This is a genomic window from Bradyrhizobium erythrophlei (genome assembly GCF_900129505.1).
In the GTDB taxonomy this organism is placed as follows: domain Bacteria; phylum Pseudomonadota; class Alphaproteobacteria; order Rhizobiales; family Xanthobacteraceae; genus Bradyrhizobium; species Bradyrhizobium erythrophlei_D.
The window spans coordinates 5993671-6008623 of the sequence record NZ_LT670818.1 but is presented as its reverse complement, the minus strand read 5'-3'; the positions used below and the strand labels follow the sequence as shown (position 1 = coordinate 6008623).

The 14953-nt window shown below is 63.6% G+C and carries 12 protein-coding genes; 4 read left to right on the top strand and 8 right to left on the bottom strand.

The window, feature by feature from the left end:
- Positions 1 to 4 precede the first annotated feature (4 nt).
- The 7 genes from B5525_RS27800 to qhpR form a co-directional block, all read right to left on the bottom strand.
- Positions 5 to 1537 carry a branched-chain amino acid ABC transporter permease gene (locus B5525_RS27800; protein ID WP_079568864.1) on the bottom strand — a complete coding sequence of 511 codons (1533 nt, stop codon included), beginning with the start codon at positions 1535 to 1537 and terminating at the stop codon, positions 5 to 7.
- Positions 1538 to 1540: 3 nt separating this feature from the next.
- The gene (locus tag B5525_RS27795) at positions 1541 to 2467 is read right to left on the bottom strand and encodes a branched-chain amino acid ABC transporter permease (protein WP_079568863.1); all 927 of its coding nucleotides are present in this window, start codon (positions 2465 to 2467) and stop codon (positions 1541 to 1543) included.
- Positions 2467 to 3168 carry an ABC transporter ATP-binding protein gene (locus tag B5525_RS27790; RefSeq protein ID WP_079568862.1) on the bottom strand — a complete coding sequence of 234 codons (702 nt, stop codon included), beginning with the start codon at positions 3166 to 3168 and terminating at the stop codon, positions 2467 to 2469. The genes B5525_RS27795 and B5525_RS27790 overlap by 1 nt, the downstream gene beginning before the upstream one ends.
- A complete protein-coding gene (locus tag B5525_RS27785) occupies positions 3165 to 3890 on the bottom strand; it encodes an ABC transporter ATP-binding protein (RefSeq protein WP_079568861.1) in 726 nt (241 codons plus the stop codon). Before B5525_RS27785 ends, B5525_RS27790 begins: the two co-directional genes overlap by 4 nt.
- Before the next feature lie 17 nt (positions 3891 to 3907).
- A complete protein-coding gene (locus B5525_RS27780; protein ID WP_079568860.1) occupies positions 3908 to 5170 on the bottom strand; it encodes an ABC transporter substrate-binding protein in 1263 nt (420 codons plus the stop codon).
- Positions 5171 to 5265: 95 nt separating this feature from the next.
- Positions 5266 to 6195, bottom strand: coding sequence for a helix-turn-helix transcriptional regulator (locus B5525_RS27775; RefSeq protein ID WP_244568088.1), 930 nt, complete (start codon positions 6193 to 6195; stop codon positions 5266 to 5268).
- Positions 6196 to 6343: 148 nt separating this feature from the next.
- Positions 6344 to 7375, bottom strand: coding sequence for an AraC-like transcriptional regulator QhpR (gene qhpR, locus B5525_RS27770; RefSeq protein ID WP_244567603.1), 1032 nt, complete (start codon positions 7373 to 7375; stop codon positions 6344 to 6346).
- A 410-nt stretch (positions 7376 to 7785) separates the two neighbouring features.
- On the opposite strand from qhpR, the gene B5525_RS27765 reads away from it, so the two are divergent.
- Both B5525_RS27765 and B5525_RS27760 read left to right on the top strand, forming a co-directional pair.
- Positions 7786 to 9234 (top strand): APC family permease, encoded by a 1449-nt coding sequence (locus tag B5525_RS27765; protein WP_079573862.1) that lies wholly within the window; start codon positions 7786 to 7788, stop codon positions 9232 to 9234.
- A gap of 60 nt (positions 9235 to 9294) precedes the next feature.
- Positions 9295 to 11253 (top strand): primary-amine oxidase, encoded by a 1959-nt coding sequence (locus B5525_RS27760; RefSeq protein WP_079568857.1) that lies wholly within the window; start codon positions 9295 to 9297, stop codon positions 11251 to 11253.
- Positions 11254 to 11339: 86 nt separating this feature from the next.
- Here the strand turns inward: B5525_RS27760 and B5525_RS27755 are convergent, their stop codons facing one another.
- Positions 11340 to 12680, bottom strand: coding sequence for an aspartate aminotransferase family protein (locus B5525_RS27755; RefSeq protein ID WP_154073473.1), 1341 nt, complete (start codon positions 12678 to 12680; stop codon positions 11340 to 11342).
- 341 nt (positions 12681 to 13021) lie between these two features.
- On the opposite strand from B5525_RS27755, the gene B5525_RS27750 reads away from it, so the two are divergent.
- Together B5525_RS27750 and B5525_RS27745 are read left to right on the top strand one after the other, a co-directional pair.
- Positions 13022 to 13861 (top strand): DeoR/GlpR family DNA-binding transcription regulator, encoded by an 840-nt coding sequence (locus B5525_RS27750; RefSeq protein ID WP_079568856.1) that lies wholly within the window; start codon positions 13022 to 13024, stop codon positions 13859 to 13861.
- A 55-nt stretch (positions 13862 to 13916) separates the two neighbouring features.
- The gene (locus B5525_RS27745; protein WP_079568855.1) at positions 13917 to 14906 is read left to right on the top strand and encodes a helix-turn-helix domain-containing protein; all 990 of its coding nucleotides are present in this window, start codon (positions 13917 to 13919) and stop codon (positions 14904 to 14906) included.
- Positions 14907 to 14953: the final 47 nt, after the last annotated feature.

The following is a 14953-nucleotide window of genomic DNA, read 5'->3' as shown; positions in this document are numbered from 1 at the left end:
AAAATCAGCTTGCGAGGAGATCGTTGACGCGCAGTAGGAAGACGGCGTGATACGCTTCATCCATACTGGCGTAGAGCTTGTCGTCGACGACGCGCGGCGGATGGCCCGGGCGGCCCGAGAACGCCAGCACCTTGTACGTGCTGGAGGTGTAGGCACCGACCCGCAGGATGGCGTACTTGTCCGGCATCTCGCCGCGGCGGAAATAATTGAGCACCCGGTCGAGCGCGTCCGAATGCTGGCCGAGCGGCCTGGCCTTGTGCTCGGCGATCAGCTCCGGCGTGATCTGTGTCTTGAGCTGGTCGCGGATGCGCTTGTCGAACAGACGGTAATAGACTTGCTGCTTGTCGGCAATCTCCGTGGCTTCTTCGGGCATAACCTCACCCCCTTTTTTGGTTCGAGCGGCGCGGCTTTCGCTTTTTTTGCGATTGCGGAAATTTCGGAACTGCAGCCTCACGCCGGTTAGGCCGTTATGCGCCGTCAGCGCGACCGCAATCATGACCGCGGTAACAAGGATGATGCGCAGCGGACCGAGATCGAGCATGCCCTTGTCGATGAGGACGACGATTGCGGTGCCCAGCACCGCGCCTTCCGATCGGCCGAGGCCGCCGATCACGATCATTGCGAACAGCAGCAGCAACTGGTCGAGCGAGAACACCGCGAGCGAGATCGAGCGGTAGAACATCACGTAGAAGGCGCCGATCGCACCCAGCGCGGCCGACGACAGGATGAACACCCAGAGCCGCGCACGGCGGTAGTCGATGCCATTGGCCTCGGAAAAAGCTTCGTCCTCGCGAGCGGCCTGCAGCAAGAGGCCAAGGCGCTCACTGTTGATGAGCCGAAACACCAGCAGTGCGGCAAGCAGCAACGCGAAGGCGGCGAAGAAGCCGAGCAGCAATCCCGGCCGCTGCAGCAACCAGTCCGCCGGAATGAAGGACCCGACCTGGTTGATGCTGCCATTGGTCGGCGCCAGCACCTTGATTTGCGAGACGAACACCCGGCAGATCTCGGCGACACCGAGCGTGAGCAGCGCATAATACAGGCCGTCGAGCCGCGTCGATGGCAGCGCGAGAAAGCCGCCGAGCACAAGTCCGACCAGCGCACCCACCGGCATCATCAGCAGCCAGGGTACACCGAGATAGACATTGGCTGCCGCCGCCGCATAGCCTGACATGCCGACCACCGCCATGGTCGCCAGCGAGAAGATGCCGGCGGTACCGATGATCAGCGTCCAGATCACGTTGATGGCGGAGAAGATGCAGAAGATGGCGGCGATGTTGATCGCCTGATCGGACAGGAACGGCGTCACCACCAGGAGGCCGCCGAGCCCAATGGTCCACCACAGCGGCCGCTTGTCGAACAGCCTGCGTTCGCGGCGCAGCGACTTGGGATTGCTGACACCGCGCCAGGCGAGCCAGTGGCGTTTGGTCAGCGGCACCCGCGCGCGACGCCAGACCTCGCTGCCGTCTGCCCTGATGGTGATCTCGTGCGGGCGACGGCCGACCTCGAAGGAGCGTTTTTCAGGCTGTTGCGGCGCCATCGTCTACTCCCGCGTTTCGTCGAGAAGGCCGCCGAGCCCACGCGGCCGGATCAGCAACACGCAAACGATGAAGGTGAATTGCACAAACAGCACGTAGCGCTGGCCGAGGAAAGGGATGGCGCCGGTCGCCGCCTCGATGAATCCGATCAGCACCGCGCCGGCCACCGCGCCGGGCACCGAGCCGAGCCCACCGAGCAGCGCGATGGTCAGGCCCTTGATCAGCGGCGTGACGCCCGCGGTAGGGCTGACGAACACGTTCTGCGACAGCAGCACCGCGGCGAGACCGGCGAGCGCGCCGGTGAGCATCATGATCGGCAGCGCGGTCTTGCGGGTGGAAATGCCGCACAGCGCCGCGCCCTCGGCGTTCTGCATTACCGCGCGGATCTCGAGGCCCTTGCGGCTGTGGCGCAGCCACGCCAGCACCGAGCCAAGCAGCAACGTCGTGGCGGCGATGGTGACGACCTGATCGACCCGGATCGACATGCCCAGCGCGGTGAACCGCCCGGTGCCGAATACCCTCGGCAGCGCCTTCTGCTGCGGCCCGAACGCCCACAGCAGCGTCTGAACGGTGGCGAGGTTGAGCGCGAGCGTAATGATCAGGCTGCGCACCGCGAAATTCTGCTTGTCGTGGATCGGCAGAAAGGCGATCAGGTAGATGACGATGCCGAACAGCGCGCCGGCCGCGATGGCGACGAGGCCGATGAAAACGGCAAGCGCCGGCAGATCCCAGCCGGTCGTGCCGAGCAAATCTCTTGCCACCGGCTGGCCCCAGATCGCTGCGAAATAGGCCGCGTAGCCGGCGATGGCGAATGTGGCGCCGTGGGCCATGTTGACCATGCCGACGCTCGACCAAAGCAGCGAAATGCCGATCGCCATCAGGCCATAGATGGCCGCGAGATAGAGCGCGTAAACGACGAGACCGGCGTCCATCAGGAGAGATCCACACGGCCGACGTCGCCGCGCAGATGTCCGGCATGCATTCCGATCATGCGATCCACCTTGCCGGACAACAGCGCGACATTCTGTTCGGCGATCACCATCGCCTTGCCGTCGAGCCCGATATCGATCAGCGCGTCGACGACGCGCTGCGAGATTTTCGGCGCGAGCCCGAGCGAGGGCTCGTCGATCAGATAGAGCCGGGCATCGGCCATCAGCGCGCGACCGACCGAAACCATGCGCCGCTCGCCGCCCGACAGCTTGCCGACATAGGCCTGCTCCAGCGCCTTCAGCTGCGGGAAAATGTTGTAGATGTGGTCGCGACGCAGCGCGCGGTCGCGCCACGACGCCTTTGTATAGGCTCCGCAGTCGAGATGCTGTTTCACGGTGAGGCCGGGAAAGATCGCGTCGCCCTGCGGCGTCATGGCGACGCCAAGACGGACGATGCCCGGCGTGCGCCGGCCCTCGCCGAGCGAGCGGGTGCCGCCGATCTCAACGCCGTCGAACACGATGGACCCCTGCTGCCAGCCGACCAGATGCATGATCGCGCGGAACAGCGTGGTCTTGCCGTGACCGTTGAGGCCGACGATCGCCAGCCGCTCGCCGGCGGCAACCGCGAAGTCGATCTCATGCAGCACCCGCAACGGACCATAGCCGGCAGACAGACCAGTGATGCTGAGCAGCTTGTCGCTCATGCCGTTCCTTCGAAATAGGCGGCGCGGACGGCAGGGTCGCTGAACACGCCCTTCGGATCGCCCTCGGCGATGACCGCGCCGAGATCGAGCACGCATACCCGGTCGGCGATGGCGCCGAGCAGTTCGAGCCGGTGTTCGATCAGAATGACGCCGATGTGGTACTCGTCGACCAGCTTGCGCAGCAACAGGTCGAGTTCCGAAATTTCGGTGTTGATCAGGCCCGACGCGGGCTCGTCCATCAGCAGCAAACGCGGTCGCCGCATCATCAGACAGGCCAGCAGCAGCTTGCGGCGATCGAAAGTGTCGAGCGAGCCCGCGACGCGGTCCCAGGGCACTTCGAGATGCACCAGTCGTGCCGCCCATTCGGCGTCATGCACCGACATATAGGGGGCATAGGCTTTTCGCACCGCGCGAAAGGTTTCGCCGACGGAGAGCGCGTTCGGCACCACCGGGCTCTGATAGGTGCGGGCCATGCCGAGCCGGGCGCGCTGAAAGATATCGAGACCGGCCAGCGATTTGCCGTCCAGAAACACCTCGCCCTGCTGGGCGTGGTAACGGCCGGACAGTACCTCGAACAAGGAGGTCTTGCCGGCGCCGTTCGGCCCGATGAGGCCAAGCAGTTCGCCGCGCTGAACCGACAGCGAAACATCCTTGAGAATCTGGCGCCCACCGAGCGACAGGCAAACGCCGACGCACCCAAAACATGGCGTGTTGTCGATCATCGGCGCGGACTGCCCGCTCAGAACCAGGGTGCAGGCTTGATCTTCACTTCCGCCAGTTCGTCGGGTGCGATGATCTTGTGCTGTCCGCCCTGCACCTGCAGCAGAAGGTGGCTGATGCCGGCCTTGACGTCCTCCGTCTGCCAGGGATGAACCAGCGGCGCCTGCTCGGGGCGATCGAACGTATAGGTGCCGCAGACGCCCTCGTAGCGGAGTTTGCGGATCGCCGCGCCGACGCCGTCGAAATCCGACGGATCGACCGTTCCCCACACGCCCGCCAGCATCTTGACGGTGTCGTATCCGCTGCCGGTATAGACGATGCCCATGTTGTCGCCGAAGCGCTTGGTATAGGTCTTTCGGAAGGCCTGGCCGGCGGCATCGGCGTGGGTGCCGACCACCGTGCCCCAGATCATGCCTTCGGCGCTGCCTGCGGCGAGCTTGAGAAATTCCGGCTGGCTCGGACCATACTGCAGGTAAACCAGTGAACCCTTGACCGGATCGCCTGAGAATTGCTGCGCGAAGGCCGCCAGTTCGGCCGCCACCCAATGGTCGATGAAGATCACGCCGGCGTCGGTGTCGTGCAGCGCGCGCAGCACCGGCGACCAGTCCTGCACAGGGAATTGGATGTCGGTGATCGCGCCGACCGCCCACTTGCCCTTCGATTCGGCGATCGCCTGCTGGACCGACTTGGAGATCACCTGGGTATAGGCGATCTGCTCCTGCACGATGTGGATCTTGTTGTTTTTCGGCTGCCACGAGCCGGCCGCGACGATCTTGTCGAGATAGCGGACGAAGCCGTAGCCGTACCAGGTCTCGGCGCCGTCGATCTGGAAGATATTCTTGTACTTCGCCGGGTTCGACTTGACGAGTTCGAGCGACGAAAGCGCCGTGTTGCCGTGCAGATAGGGCACCTTGGTCGCGGCCGCGGCGTCCATTGCCGGCTGCGGAATGAGCACGAAGGCGGACGCGATCGCGTGAACCTTCTTTCCGTTCAGCGACTGGATCGCACCGACCGTTCCTTCCGGCGTCAGCACGTCAATATCGACGACCTCGATGCGCAGCTTGCGCCCCTTGACGCCGCCGGCGGCGTTGACCTCGTCGATGCCAACGGTCACGCCATTCAGCCAATCTTTGTGATCGCCAACCCCGACCGGCGAGGATTGTGCGGTCGGCACGCCGATCAAGATATCATCCGCCGCTTCCGCCCGTGGCGGGAAGGCTGTCAGCAGCGCCGTGCCGACGGCGCCTCCCAGGAATTCGCGACGCTTGATGCTGGAAACCATTTGCGCACCCCCTCAAAAAGAAGGTGCCAGCCTACGGCCGTGCTGACCCGCCGGGTATGATGCAAATGCATCCCCGTCAGAAACCGGCCGCCGCCTCAGGACGGCTCCGGGCCATACAGCAGTTTCGACAGCGTGGCCTTGCGGTGCACACCGAGCTTCGTGAGTATCGTCTGGGTGTGGTTGCGCACCGTGGCCGGGGACAGTCCGAGCAACCGGGCAATCTCCTTGTGTGTGGAACCGTTTGCGATTTCCTCGGCAATCTGCCGCTCGCGCAAGGTGAGACGATCGGAAAGCGACACTTGACGCAGCGCAACGCCGAACAACGGCTGACCGGACCTATACGCAAGCTCGGTCCGGTCCATGACAATCCCGCATTCCGGAAGGCTGCGTCTCCCCGGATGCGGCGTCGATCCATTGAGTTCAGCAGGAAGGTAATCCGCGTTCCAGCCCCGGCAGCGATCGCCAATCAAACGCAGCGCCTCGGGCGATGCATGAAGAATTCGCCCTTGGGCATTGACCAGAAGATTTGCGCCGCCCGATGCGCCGTTCACGCCGCGTTCGACCAGATAGCGGACATGATCAAGCGCGACGCGCAGGAAGATGATCTCGCCGGCATCGACCTCGTCCGCTGCCCGCCCGCTGCGGTAAGGCGACATGAACAGTGATATCGGGTTGCCCGGCCGGTCGGCAACGACCACCGCCAGCTTGTCGATGTGGTAACGATCCGAAAGCGCCACCATCCCAGCGGTATGCCGGCTCCCATAACGATCGTACCGGGCGGCGCAGCTCCCGGTATCCATGACATCGCGGGCCAGCAGATCCTCATGTTTGATTTCGGACCAGAACGAGTCGAAATCATCGGGAAGATTATAGGAAAGGCTCGCGCAGAGATCGACCTCGCCACGGTGGAGATCGGCCCAGCCGCCCCAACTGCAATCGGCATCGACGGCTAGCGCCAGTTCCTCGAGACTCCACTGGAACAACGCGACAGGATGATGCGTCAGGCTGCGCTCGTGCAACTCCATCACGAAGGAACTAAACCTATCGATGCCCGCTCGCGAAGTCATCATTGGTCTCCAGGACAATTCACTCCGACCTTCGAAATCATAGCTCCTACCCGGCCGCGGGTTGTAGCTGGCGAACGCGCGCCGGTCGCGGCAACCCGGACCGGTCTCAAGAAAGCAAGATGGCCAGTTTCTCGCGCTTGCGAAATTCAGCCGGCGTCTCCCCGACCTGGATCTTGAAGCCGCGCGAAAACGCGCTGGTTTCACTATATCCGAGCTGGAGGGCAATCGAGGTGACGGGAATACTGGTTTCGGCCAACATGCATTTGGCGATGTGCGATCGAACCCGGTTGCGAATGTCGAGATAGTTGACGCCGTGGTCGGCGAGCTTGCGCTGGAACGACCTTGTACTCATGCCGAAATCGCCCGCTGCCACCTCGATGTCGGTCGCGGCAGACCGGCACAGCGAGCCCGCGATCCAGGCCTCGATGCCGCGGACCAGATCGAGCCGCAAGGTCCGTTGCCGGATCGAGTCGGCCAGATCGACCTTGAGCCGCGCATGCAGGTTGCAATCGGCCTGCTTCAGCGAGACGTCGAGAAAGCGCGCCGGGAACAGCAGCGCGTTCTCCCGCCTTCGGAACCGCAGCGCGCATGCGAAGTGCTGCTGATAGAACGGCAGATCGTCGCCGGCGGAATGCTCGAAATCGACGCTACTCGCCTGCCAGGCCGGCCCTAGAAAACTCGCCAGCATCGAATATTCGATGGCCAGCGTGAAACCGGCATCCTGCTCGCGGAAGCGGATGGCGGGATCCTGGATCGAATAGACCAGTCGCGCGGTGCCGTCGCTCACCGACAGGACACTGCGCGTGGTGGTCTGCACGCTCTCGAAGAAGCGGTTGAAACTCTCCAGCGCGTCGCCCACGGTTTGGGCGGTTTGCATGACATGGGTGATCGGTCCCAGCGCCGAAATCTTGAACTCCTTGCCCAGTTCCAGCCCAAGCGTGCGATTGCCGGATTCATATGCGGCCGCCTCGAGCATCGACGTGAAGGCCGCCAACGGCAGCATTTCCTGGGGGTCATCCAAGGCCGCGCGCGGAATTCCCGCGCGGGCATTGATCCCCGCGGATTCCGGCCGCCATCTGACCAGGCCCGAGAGCAATTCCTGCACTGGGCCCGCGGCAATCGTTCCTGATTGAGACATTGCCACCACCTTGAGAGGGGAGAAGCCCATCTTTTTAAGCAAGAAGTACGCCAGAGCGTTCTCAGGCGATGGAACGCAAAGGCAAAGACACAAAGAATTGGACCCGTGGCACAGAGTTCGGCCGGCCGCTGCGACCCATCAAGTTTCCCCCAGACGAACGCTCGCATTCCCTAGCGCGCTTTGCCCGATCTTCACGAGCGGACCGCAATTGGCGTCTACTGTCAATCTTGTGGCTCGCTTTTGCTCCACCATGCGTCGTTCGTGCGCGATCGGCGAGCAGCACCTGTCCCGCAATGCGGGACGGCAACCGCGGCTTCCGCAGCAGGAGCTTCGTCAGCCCGCCGGCGGCCCGGGTGCCGCAGCCAAACTGCGCCGATCAGATCTCGTGCGACACCGGTGTTGCCGCGAACATGGAAGGCCAGGCGTCAATGGATGGACAGTCTCCGAACAAGTTGCGGCGCGATGCCGTCGGAGTTGCCCATGTGGTATTTTTCGTCGTCGCCGCCGCCGCTCCGCTCACCGCGGTCGTCGGCGTCACGCCGGCGGCCTTCGCGTTCGGCAACGGCCCGGGCGTGCCCGGCACGTTTCTGCTTGTCGGCTTGCTGTACCTGCTGTTCAGCGTGGGCTTCACCACCATGAATCGCTTCGTCGCCAGCGCCGGCGGATTCTATCCCTATATCACCGCGGGGCTCGGCCGCCCGCTCGGCGTCGCCGGCGCGCTGATCGCGCTCGCCACCTACAACGCGATCGATATCGCGGTGTACGGCATGTTCGGCTTCTTCTCCAACGCCATCGTGACCTCGCATGGCGGTCCCGACATCCCCTGGTGGGTCTACGCGTTTTGCCTCGGTGCAGCCGTCTATCTGTGCGGCAAGCGGCACATCGCGTTTAGCGGCAAAGTGCTCGGGTTCTGCATGATCGCGGAGATCGCGATCCTGCTGCTGCTGGGGATCGCCATCCTGGTCACCGGCGGCGGCCCCGAACACATCAGCGTCGCGCCGTTCGGGCCGCATGCGATGTTCTCGAGCGGCTTCGGCGTCGCGCTGGTGTTCGTGGTCTCATCCTTCATCGGGATCGAGGCCACCGTGATCTTCGGCGAGGAGGCGCGCGATCCGGCGCGCACCATCCCCACGGCGACCTACGTCTCGGTGCTGCTGATCGCCATCTTCTACGCCTTCTCGACCTGGGCGATTTCGGTCTATTACGGCCCGTCGAATATCCTTGCCGAGGCCACGAAGAACACCGCGACGCTCTACCTCAACGCCATCGACAGACTGCTCGGCCCGGGCACGGCGTTGGTGATGAACGTGCTGCTGCTCGCCAGCCTGTTCGCTTGCGGGCTGTCGTTCCACAGCACCATCAACCGCTACTTTTTCGCGATCGGCCGCGAAGGCCTGGCGTGGAGCGGATTCGCAAGGACGCATCGCGATCATGAATCGCCCCATGTCGCCGGCGCGGTGCAAACCTTGATAGGGATGGGCGCCACGGCTGCCTTCGCGTTGACCAGACAGGACCCTTATGCGGTGGTGTTCGCCTGGATGGGGACCTTTGCCAGCCTTGGCATTCTCGTCATCCAGATCATGGTGTCGATCGCGGTCATCGCCTTCTTCAGCAGGAATGCCCAGGGCATCGGTCTCTGGCATCGGCTGATCGCGCCGGCGCTGAGCACCGCCGGCCTCGGCACCTGCCTGGTCCTGATGGCGTTCAATCTGTCGCTGGTGAGCGGGTCGGACTCCCGCATCGTCAATGCCTTCCCGAGCCTGCTCGCGCTGATCGGCGCGATCGGGTTCGCTTTCGCGATCTGGGTGCGGTCGCGCCGACCCGAGATCTACGCGAGACTCGGCCGCGCCTTTGAATGAGACAACGGGACCGAAGGGTCCCTTTCGCAGCAACCACGGTCAAAAACAGGAGAAGAAACCATGAGCATCGCGGAAGACATCGATTGCTGCCATACGGCGACAAAGGCGGACGCGCTGTCCGTCCTGCATCCGCTGCAGGCCCTGACGCCTGCGGAGATCGCCAAGGTCGCCGCCATTGTCAACAAAGATCCGCCCTATGGCGTGGACACGAGGTTCGAGACGATCGAACTTCTGGAACCGGAAAAGAAAGTGGTCCGATCGTTCAAGCCGGGGGCCCCGATCGCGCGGAACGCGCGGGTCAGCGTCTTCAGCACCAAGACCGTCGGCGTGACGCGGCTGTTCGTCTCGCTCGACAAGGGCGTGATCACCTCGCGCAGGGAATTTCCGGCGGCGCGGCCGATGATCCAGCTCGAGCAGTTCCTCGCCATCGAAGGCTTCGTGCGCGAGCATCCGGAGTTCATCGCCGGCTGCAAGCGTCGCGGCATCACCGACATGAAGACGGTCTGCGTCGATCCGTGGTCGGCAGGCAACTTCTCGATCCCCGGCGAAGAGGGGCGGCACTTGTGCCACGTGTTCGCCTGGCAGCGCCTGCTCGAGAACGAGAATTTCTACGCCCATCCGATCGAGGGCCTCAACGCCGTGATCGACCTGAAGACCTGGGAGGTCATCCGCGTCGACGATTACGGCGCAATTCCGATCCCGACCAGGGAAGCCAACTACGAAAAGGAATTTATCAAGTCCAAGCGCAAGCCGCTGAAGCCGATCGACGTGGTCCAGCCGGAAGGCGTCAACTTCAAGGTCGAGGGCAGCCATCTGACCTGGGACAAATGGTCCTTCCTGGTCGGCTTCAATGCCCGCGAGGCCCTGACGCTGCATGATATCAAGTATGACGGCCGCCACGTGGCGCACCGCGCCTCGCTGGTCGAGATGGTGGTGCCCTATGGCAGCCCCGTCAACGGCCACTTCCGCAAGAACGTGTTCGACATTGGCGAATACGGCATCGGCAAGCTAGCCAATTCGCTGAAGCTCGGCTGCGACTGCCTTGGCGTCATCGAATATCTCGACGTGTATCTGAACACGATGAACGGCGACGTGATGACGATCGAAAAGGCGATCTGCATCCACGAGGAGGATTCCGGTCTGTTGTGGAAGCACTGGGATTTCCGCACCGACCGCGCCGAGATCCGGCGCGCCCGCAAGCTGGTAGTCTCGACCATCTGCACCGTCGGCAACTACGAGTACGCGCTGTACTGGTATTTCCACATCGACGGCTCGATCGAATTCGAAATGAAGGCGACCGGCATCATCAACACCGCCGCTTGCCTGCCGGGCCAGCCCGGCAAATACGCCCGCGAAGTGCTGCCCGGCGTGGTCGGCCATATCCATCAGCATATCTTCTGCGCCCGCCTCGACATGGCGGTCGACGGCGACCAGAACAGCTTCGTCGAATGCAACACCTATGCGGAGCCGGAAGGACCGGAGAATCCCTACGGCAACGCGTTCTATGAAAGCGAAACGGTGCTCGACACCGAGCTCAAGGCGGCGCGCCGGGCCAATCCGGCAAGCCAGCGCTACTGGAAGGTGGTCAACCCGAACAAGACCAATTATGCGGGCACGCCGGTCAGCTACAAGCTGGAGGCGATGAATTGCGTGACGCCCTTCGTCAGCCCGAATTCGCCGTCGGGCAAGCGCTCGAGCTTCGTCCAGAACCACGTCTGGGTCACCGCCTTCGATCCCGACGAGCGTTATCCGGGCGGCGAATACATGAATCATTCGGACGGCGCCGGTGGAATCGCCGACTTCGTCAAGCAGGACCGCGGAATCAAGAATGCCGATATCGTGCTCTGGCACGTGTTCGGACTGCATCACCCGGTTCGCCTCGAGGACTTCCCGGTCCAGCCCTGTATCTCCACCGGATTCAAGCTGGTGCCGCACGGCTTCTTCGACGGCAACCCCTGCATCGACCTGCCCGCCGAGGTGAACGAGGCGAGCTGCTGCGCCCACGCTGCCGGCACCTGACCGCGATCCGCTCCGTCAGCATGTCCTGGCGGAGCGGAGCCGTACATCTCTGTATGACGAGGCGGCTGCTTTGATCGCCGGCGGGATCACGCCGCGGAGATGTCGCCCAGCACCGCGTCGCAGGCCGACACCACCATGTCGGCGTTCTCCCTGGTGAAACAGAGCGGCGGGCGGATCTTCAGCGTGCTGCCGTAAGGACCAGCGGCGCCGATGAGGATGCCACGATCACGCAATCCGTTGATCATCCGGCTGGCGATCTCGGGCGCCGGCTCCTTCGATTCGCGATCTCGCACCAGTTCGAGCCCGACGAACAGGCCGGAACCGCGGATGTCGCCTATCTGGATGTGACGATTGCCGATCTCACGCAGCCCGTCCATCAGATAGCCGCCGACCGTGCGGGCATTTTCCATCAGGCCTTCATCGCGGATGACGTCGAGGACGGCGAGGCCCGCCGCTGCGGCGACGGGGTTGCCACCGAACGTATTGAAATACTTCACCTCGGCGGTGAAGGTGTCCATTAGCTCCGGCCGCGTCGCCACGCCGCCCATCGGAAAGCCATTACCCATCGGCTTGCCCATGGTGACGATGTCGGGGCTCACGCCATGCCGCGCGAAACCCCAGAATGCCGTGCCGGTCCGGCCGAACCCGGGCTGCACCTCATCGGCGATGAACAGACCGCCCTTGGCGTGCACGACCTCGATCGCCGGAGCGAGGAAGCCCGGGGGATCGGCATAAACGCCGTCGCTCGAAAAGATCGTGTCGGCCAGCAGCCCCGCGAACTTGACGCCGCTGCTCTCGAGATCCGCGATCGCATCCGTCACGGCTGCTGCGAAGCGTGCGCCGAGATCCTTGCCCGGGGAACGAAACGACTCCGGCGCGGGGACGAGCCGCACATGTGGCGGCGGGCGGCCCGCGCGCGACGAGGGCGACACATTGGTCACCGCCGCGGTATTGCCGTGATAGGCGGCCTCGGTGACGATGAAGCCGGTGCCGCCGGTGGTCGCCTGCACGATCCGCAGCGCAAGATCATTGGCCTCGCTGCCGGTGCAGGTCAGAACGAGACGACCGATCTGCGCGGGGAACGTCGCGAGCAGCCGCTCCGCATAGCTATCGACGACATCGTTCAGGTAACGGGTGTGGGTGTTGAGCTCACCGACTTGCCGACGGATCGCCTCGACGACAGCCGGGTGCGAATGCCCGACCGACGGAACGTTGTTGTAGACATCGAGATAGCGGCGACCATCGGCGTCAAGCATCCACACGCCCTCGGCGCGCAGCATCCGGATTGGCTCCTGATAGAACAGCACCGAGTTCGAACCGAACAACCGCATCCGGCGTTCCAGTGCCGCGCGCAATTCCGGCTTCGCGGATGCCGGCGCCTTCGGGTCGAAGGCATTCAAAGCCAGAATCTCCTTGTCGCGCGGCACGACGTCTCCTTCCCGGCACAGCTCGCCGACCCGCGGCGCGCCTCCCGCAGCACACGGGGATCATCGCTTCTTCGCGGCGCGAATACCTTGATCCAAGGTGGGAGTTTCCACAACAACACCACAACCCTGGCAATGCTTTAGAGGAGCACGGCCACTATCACGGAATCCCACACAGAAAATCATCATTCATGGCAATTTGTGGCATCTGCCTAACTCGTATGCATTCTGCTGCCCAACAAATGGGGAAAGTGCCACATCATTGATGTGGACTTACAACGTGTTCCGCAGGAAGCTCTTACTTGCGAAACCGCGCCGCCGGATTTCGGTTCGTTCGAGGATCAATGGTTAGCGAGCCCACGCCTGACAACGACACCGACACGGTCGCGATGAGGAAATCGCGGCGTCAGGACGGCGACCGCTTCTCCAAGACGGCGCGCCACAAGCACATTATCTCGCAACTCACCGCAGCACCTACCCTGCGGGCCTCGGAGCTCGCCGCCGTACTCGGCGTATCCGGCGAGACGATCCGCCGTGATTTGATGGAACTGCAGCACCAGAAGCTGATCAACCGTACCTATGGCGGCGCGTCGCGACCGTTCGCGCTGGAGCCTTCGCTGGTCGATCGCAAGCGGCTGATGATCGCTGAGCGCGAAGCCATTGCCGCCGTTATCGCCGACATTGTGCAGCCCAACGAGGTGCTGATGCTGGGCGCCGGCGCCACGACATTTCACGTCGCGCGCCGCCTTGCCGCGAAGGCGAGGGACATCACCGTCATCATCAACGACTTTGCGATCGCCGGCGCGCTGGCGGCCAATCCTTCGATAAGGATTCTGTGCTGCCCCGGACGCTATCACTCGACTGAAGGCTATGTTTTCGGCACCCAGACCATCGCCAGCATCAACAGCTACGAGGCCAACCGCGCCATCGTGGGGGCGACGGGCGTCGGTGGCCGGGGAATCAACGACGCCGATGAAGAGGCCGGCGCGATCTACGGCGCGATGGTCAAGCGCGCGGCCGAGGCCATCATCGTCGCCGATCACAGCAAATTCGAGCAGCGCGCCCTCACCGTCTTCGCGCAATGGACCGAGATCGACCGCTTCGTCACCGACCGGCAACCCGAGGGAGCGCTGGCGAAAGCGCTCCGCGACGCCGGAACGGAGGTCATCGTCGCCCAGCGCTAACCTTGCCAGCACGATCCACCACGGTTCGATCGCCACCCAACACGAGTAAAATGCCATGCACGACACTGTCATCCGAAGCAACCTGACCACGACCCGGCGGATCCAGATCGGCCGGCTCATCATCGACAATATCGCCGCCGAGCAGCCCTTTGTATGGAGCTGGGAGCGCGTCGAGGCCGTGCGCGACGCATTCTACATTCTGGCCATTCCCGTCTCCGGCTGCGTCACCTTCACCCAGAACGGCCAGATCCGAGTGACCAGCACCGGGGAATACATCCTGCTCAGTCAGCTTGGGTCGTATGAGCTTTCATCGGCGCCGCGTTCGCAGCTATTGATGGTGCATATCCCCGCTACCGAACTCCGCGGCCGCCTGGTCTCGATCGAGGATCACGTCGGCGGCCGCTTCGGCGCCAACGAGCGGATGACGTGCCTGCTGGTCGACCTGGTCAAGGGCATTGCGGAGCTGTTCGCCGACCGCGCCCCGCCGAATCCGCAGGCGCTCGCCACCGAAATCGTCAGTTTCGTCGCGCTGACGATCGGCACCGAGGATCGTGGCGCGGCCACCGACGTCCGCAACACCCGCTACCAGCTGCGCCGCCGGATCTTCGATTTCATCGAAAAGCATCTCGGCGACCAGAACCTCTCGCCGAAGAAGATTGCCGAAAGCAGCCGTATCTCGATGAGCTATCTTTACAGCCTGTTCAACGACGACGAGACCACCGTCGGACAGTTCGTGCAGGTCAAGCGGCTGCAAAAGGCCTACGAGATTCTTGTGGCCGACCCGAAAGGCCACCGGACGGTGGCCGAGGTCGCCTATGAAGTCGGCTTCAAGAACGTCTCGCACTTCTCGCGCAGTTTCAGCCGCCATTTCAGCGTTGCGCCGCGCGACGTGCGACAACTCGGTCAGGCCTCTGTCATCGGTGCCGGGCCTGCGGCGGAGCCCGGCAAGAATGCGATCGTTCGCGGCAAGGTCGCGGCCTCGCCTCGCTTCGGCGCCGGCTATTGGGAAACCGACAAGCGGCGTGCGCTGCACGAGACGGCATAACGCGCCAGCCCTCACTGCGCGGCCCTGCCGCCCTCCCGCCACCCGCT

Bases quoted from the DNA above. Each gene is read 5' to 3' on its own strand.
- B5525_RS27765 (WP_079573862.1), top strand. From the start codon at position 7,786: ATGGAAGGCCAGGCGTCAATGGATGGACAGTCTCCGAACAAGTTGCGG.
- B5525_RS27785 (WP_079568861.1), bottom strand. From the start codon at position 3,890: ATGATCGACAACACGCCATGTTTTGGGTGCGTCGGCGTTTGCCTGTCG.
- B5525_RS27790 (WP_079568862.1), bottom strand. From the start codon at position 3,168: ATGAGCGACAAGCTGCTCAGCATCACTGGTCTGTCTGCCGGCTATGGT.
- qhpR (WP_244567603.1), bottom strand. From the start codon at position 7,375: ATGTCTCAATCAGGAACGATTGCCGCGGGCCCAGTGCAGGAATTGCTC.
- B5525_RS27775 (WP_244568088.1), bottom strand. From the start codon at position 6,195: ATGGAGTTGCACGAGCGCAGCCTGACGCATCATCCTGTCGCGTTGTTC.
- B5525_RS27800 (WP_079568864.1), bottom strand. From the start codon at position 1,537: ATGGCGCCGCAACAGCCTGAAAAACGCTCCTTCGAGGTCGGCCGTCGC.
- B5525_RS27760 (WP_079568857.1), top strand. From the start codon at position 9,295: ATGAGCATCGCGGAAGACATCGATTGCTGCCATACGGCGACAAAGGCG.
- B5525_RS27750 (WP_079568856.1), top strand. From the start codon at position 13,022: ATGGTTAGCGAGCCCACGCCTGACAACGACACCGACACGGTCGCGATG.
- B5525_RS27745 (WP_079568855.1), top strand. From the start codon at position 13,917: ATGCACGACACTGTCATCCGAAGCAACCTGACCACGACCCGGCGGATC.
- B5525_RS27795 (WP_079568863.1), bottom strand. From the start codon at position 2,467: ATGGACGCCGGTCTCGTCGTTTACGCGCTCTATCTCGCGGCCATCTAT.
- B5525_RS27780 (WP_079568860.1), bottom strand. From the start codon at position 5,170: ATGGTTTCCAGCATCAAGCGTCGCGAATTCCTGGGAGGCGCCGTCGGC.